We start from the raw sequence: 5,308 nt of genomic DNA, 5'->3' as shown, positions 1-5,308 counted from the left end.
ATTGCGGCGGTGTCTTACTCTCCCACACCCTGTCGAGTGCAGTACCATCAGCGCTGGCAGGCTTAGCTTCCGGGTTCGGAATGGGGCCGGGCGTTTCCCTGCCGCTATAGCCGCCGCAAAACCGTGTGTGTTGCTGGTTTTGTAGTGGTTGGAATGTTTGTGGACGCGTAGCGATCGTTGTGTTGTGACACGTTTCGTTGTTGTGTGTCTTGTGTTACCCGACCCGTGACACACCAATTGTGGTGGTTGGGTGAGTGGTGGGCGTATTAGTACCAGTCAGCTGCACACATTGCTGTGCTTCCACGTCTGGCCTATCAACCCCCTGGTCTAGAGGGCGCCTCATAGGGAAATCTCATCTTGAAGCAGGCTTCCCGCTTAGATGCTTTCAGCGGTTATCCTTCCCGAACGTAGCCAACCAGCCATGCACCTGGCGGTACAACTGGCACACCAGAGGTTCGTCCGTCCCGGTCCTCTCGTACTAAGGACAGCCCTTCTCAAATTTCCTACGCACGCAGCGGATAGGGACCGAACTGTCTCACGACGTTCTAAACCCAGCTCGCGTACCGCTTTAATGGGCGAACAGCCCAACCCTTGGGACCGACTCCAGCCCCAGGATGCGACGAGCCGACATCGAGGTGCCAAACCATGCCGTCGATATGGACTCTTGGGCAAGATCAGCCTGTTATCCCCGAGGTACCTTTTATCCGTTGAGCGACCGCGATTCCACAATCCACGGCCGGGTCACTAGTCCCAGCTTTCGCTCCTGCTCGACACGTCCGTCTCACAGTCAAGCTCCCTTGTGCACTTACACTCGACACCTGATTGCCAACCAGGCTGAGGGAACCTTTGGGCGCCTCCGTTACTCTTTGGGAGGCAACCGCCCCAGTTAAACTACCCATCAGGCACTGTCCCTGAACCCGATCAGGGTCCGAAGTTAAGGAATCCACTATGGTCAGAGTGGTATTTCAACAATGACTCCACACACACTGGCGTGCATGCTTCACAGTCTCCCACCTATCCTACACAAACCACACCGAATCCCAATACCAAACTATAGTGAAGGTCTCGGGGTCTTTCCGTCCTGCTGCGCGTAACGAGCATCTTTACTCGTAGTGCAATTTCGCCGAGTTCGCGGTTGAGACAGCAGAGAAGTCGTTGCGCCATTCGTGCAGGTCGGAACTTACCCGACAAGGAATTTCGCTACCTTAGGATGGTTATAGTTACCACCGCCGTTTACTGGGGCTTAAATTCTCCGCTTCGAACCGAAGTTCTAACAGGTCCTCTTAACCTTCCAGCACCGGGCAGGCGTCAGTCCGTATACATCGACTTACGTCTTCGCACGGACCTGTGTTTTTAGTAAACAGTCGCTTCTCTCTGGTCTCTGCGGCCACCACCAGCTCACAACCGCACGGGTCGATCACCAGGATGGCCCCCCTTCTTCCGAAGTTACGGGGGCAATTTGCCGAGTTCCTTAACCACGATTATCTCGATCGCCTCGGTATTCTCTACCAGACCACCTGAGTCGGTTATAGGGTACGGGCGGCTAGAACCTCACGTCGATGCTTTTCTCGGCAGCATAGGATCACCAGATCACCCCACCAGTGTGGGGCGCCCATCAGCTCTCAGCCACATGTCTCCCGGATTTGCCTAAGAGACGGCCTACCACCTTAGACCGCGACAACCATCGCACGGCCTGGCTACCTTCCTGCGTCACACCTGTTAACACGCTTACCTACTACACGATCAGGTCCCACACATCACCTGCTGAACACCCCGAAGGGCGACAGCAGGTTTAACATGGTTAGTCTCACATGCCTCGGTATGGACGGTTCTTCGCCGGTACGGGAATATCAACCCGTTGTCCATCGACTACGCCTGTCGGCCTCGCCTTAGGTCCCGACTTACCCAGGGCGGATTAGCCTAGCCCTGGAACCCTTGGTCATCCGGCGGACGGGTTTCTCACCCGTCTTTCGCTACTCATGCCTGCATTCTCACTCGCATAGCCTCCACCACTGAATCACTTCGCAGCTTCACCGGCCACACGACGCTCCCCTACCCAACACCACAACCCGTTAGGGTTACCGTGATGATGCCATAACTTCGGCGGTGTGCTTAGCCCCGCTACATTGTCGGCGCAGAATCACTTGACCAGTGAGCTATTACGCACTCTTTCAAGGATGGCTGCTTCTAAGCCAACCTCCTGGTTGTCTTCGCAACTCCACATCCTTTCCCACTTAGCACACGCTTAGGGGCCTTAGTTGATGGTCTGGGCTGTTTCCCTCTCGACTACGAAGCTTATCCCCCGCAGTCTCACTGCCACGCTTACACTTCCTGGCATTCGGAGTTTGGTTGACGTCAGTAACCCGGTGGGGCCCATCAGCCATCCAGTAGCTCTACCTCCAGAAAGCAACACGCAACGCTGCACCTAAATGCATTTCGGGGAGAACCAGCTATCACAGAGTTTGATTGGCCTTTCACCCCTAACCACAGGTCATCCCCTCCATTTTCAACTGAAGTGGGTGCGGGCCTCCACGTCGTCTTACCGACGCTTCACCCTGCCCATGGCTAGATCACTCCGCTTCGGGTCTAGGACATGCAACTCACTCGCCCTATTCGGACTCGCTTTCGCTACGGCTACCCCACACGGGTTAACCTCGCTACATGCCACTAACTCGCAGGCTCATTCTTCAAAAGGCACGCCATCACCCCAACAAAGGAGGCTCTGACGGATTGTAAGCACATGGTTTCAGGTACTATTTCACTCCCCTCCCGGGGTACTTTTCACCATTCCCTCACGGTACTATCCGCTATCGGTCACCAGGGAGTATTTAGCCTTACCAGGTGGTCCTGGCAGATTCACACGGGATTACACGAGTCCCGTGCTACTCGGGCACACACTGAGACAGATAGGCACATGTTTCGTCTACGGGACTCTCACCCACTCCGGTCGACCTTCCCAGATCATTCGACTACACACACCAACACCTGCCCGACCCCATGTAGAGGATCACCAGTGGCCCCACAACACCGCACATGCAACACCTACACGCTTGACACACATACGGTTTAGGCTCATCCGCGTTCGCTCGCCACTACTAACGGAATCATGATTATTTTCTCTTCCTGTGGGTACTGAGATGTTTCACTTCCCCACGTTCCCCCCACACACCCTATATATTCAGATGCGGGTCACGACACACAACATGCCGCGGGGTTTCCCCATTCGGACACCCTCGGATCACCGTTCGTTTACCAACTCCCCGAGGCTTATCGCAGGTTACCACGTCCTTCATCGGCTCCTGATGCCAAGGCATCCACCATGCGCTCTTGAACACTCACACACACCACAAAACACGGGCGCGCACGAGTCGGATAACACAAGAAACACAACAAAAACAAAATCACAACAGAAGAAACACACACACAGTGCGTTTCCCCAGATGCTCGCGTCCACTATCCACTTACACAACAACACCCAGACACCCACACCCACCACCAGCAACCACTGGCGCAGCATGCAGGGCCGGAACAATCCAGAAAAACAACCACAACCCACAAGGGCTGCCGGCCTGTTCTCCCAGGACCCAACAACGTGTTTGCCCCACCGAACTCAACTCATCTGAGTCTCGCCGGCAGGAGGTTAATGTGATGTTCCACCCATGAGCAACCACCACAGACGCGATCGTTCTGTGCGTGGCAACACCATACTGTGTTAGCTCCTTAGAAAGGAGGTGATCCAGCCGCACCTTCCGGTACGGCTACCTTGTTACGACTTAGTCCCAATCACCAGTCCCACCTTCGACGGCTCCCCCCACAAGGGTTAGGCCACCGGCTTCGGGTGTTACCGACTTTCGTGACTTGACGGGCGGTGTGTACAAGGCCCGGGAACGTATTCACCGCAGCGTTGCTGATCTGCGATTACTAGCGACTCCGACTTCACGTAGTCGAGTTGCAGACTACGATCCGAACTGAGACCGGCTTTCTGGGATTCGCTCCACCTCACGGTATCGCCACCCTCTGTACCGGCCATTGTAGCATGCGTGAAGCCCAAGACATAAAGGGCATGATGATTTGACGTCATCCCCACCTTCCTCCGAGTTGACCCCGGCAGTCTTCCATGAGTTCCCACCATCACGTGCTGGCAACATAGAACGAGGGTTGCGCTCGTTGCGGGACTTAACCCAACATCTCACGACACGAGCTGACGACAACCATGCACCACCTGTACACCAGTCCGAAGAGGCGACTATCTCTAGCCGTTTCCGGTGTATGTCAAGCCTTGGTAAGGTTCTTCGCGTTGCATCGAATTAATCCGCATGCTCCGCCGCTTGTGCGGGCCCCCGTCAATTCCTTTGAGTTTTAGCCTTGCGGCCGTACTCCCCAGGCGGGGAACTTAATGCGTTAGCTACGGCACGGAATCCGTGGAATGGACCCCACACCTAGTTCCCAACGTTTACGGCATGGACTACCAGGGTATCTAATCCTGTTCGCTCCCCATGCTTTCGCTCCTCAGCGTCAGTTACAGCCCAGAGTCCCGCCTTCGCCACCGGTGTTCCTCCTGATATCTGCGCATTTCACCGCTACACCAGGAATTCCAGACTCCCCTACTGCACTCTAGTCAGCCCGTACCCACTGCACGCGCAACGTTAAGCGTTGCGTTTCCACAGCAGACGTGACCAACCACCTACGAGCTCTTTACGCCCAATAATTCCGGACAACGCTTGTACCCTACGTATTACCGCGGCTGCTGGCACGTAGTTAGCCGGTACTTCTTCTGCAGGTACCGTCACTTTCGCTTCTTCCCTACTGAAAGCGGTTTACAACCCGAAGGCCGTCATCCCGCACGCGGCGTCGCTGCATCAGGGTTCCCCCCATTGTGCAATATTCCCCACTGCTGCCTCCCGTAGGAGTCTGGGCCGTGTCTCAGTCCCAGTGTGGCCGGTCGCCCTCTCAGGCCGGCTACCCGTCGTCGTCTTGGTAGGCCACTACCCCACCAACAAACTGATAGGCCGCGAGTCCATCCCCAACCAGTAAAACCCTTTCCACCACCAGACCATGCGGCCAGTAGTCATATCCGGTATTAGACCCAGTTTCCCAGGCTTATCCCGAAGTCAGGGGCAGGTTACTCACGTGTTACTCACCCGTTCGCCACTCATCCACACCCAGCAAGCTGAGTGCTTCAGCGTTCGACTTGCATGTGTTAAGCACGCCGCCAGCGTTCGTCCTGAGCCAGGATCAAACTCTCCATAAAAAATATGAAAAACAATCCCAGCCGAAATCAAAGAAAAAGACAAGAGACAAACCAAAA

At 55.3% G+C, this 5,308-nt stretch carries 3 rRNA genes; all 3 read right to left on the bottom strand.

Annotation, left to right across the window (positions count from 1 at the left end):
- Window position 1: 1 nt before the first annotated feature.
- Window positions 2-118, bottom strand: a 5S ribosomal RNA gene (rrf, locus tag M3B11_RS13260).
- Between the two features lie 128 nt (window positions 119-246).
- A 23S ribosomal RNA gene (locus tag M3B11_RS13255) occupies window positions 247-3,341 on the bottom strand.
- Window positions 3,342-3,724: 383 nt separating this feature from the next.
- Window positions 3,725-5,251 (bottom strand): 16S ribosomal RNA (locus M3B11_RS13250).
- Together the 16S, 23S and 5S rRNA genes form the textbook arrangement of a ribosomal RNA operon.
- Between the last annotated feature and the right edge of the window lie 57 nt (window positions 5,252-5,308).

The organism is Brevibacterium sp. p3-SID960 (genome assembly GCF_025144725.1).
In the GTDB taxonomy this organism is placed as follows: Bacteria; Actinomycetota; Actinomycetes; order Actinomycetales; family Brevibacteriaceae; genus Brevibacterium.
Note: the sequence above shows the minus strand (reverse complement) of the source record. Positions and strands in the feature narration are given on the sequence as shown.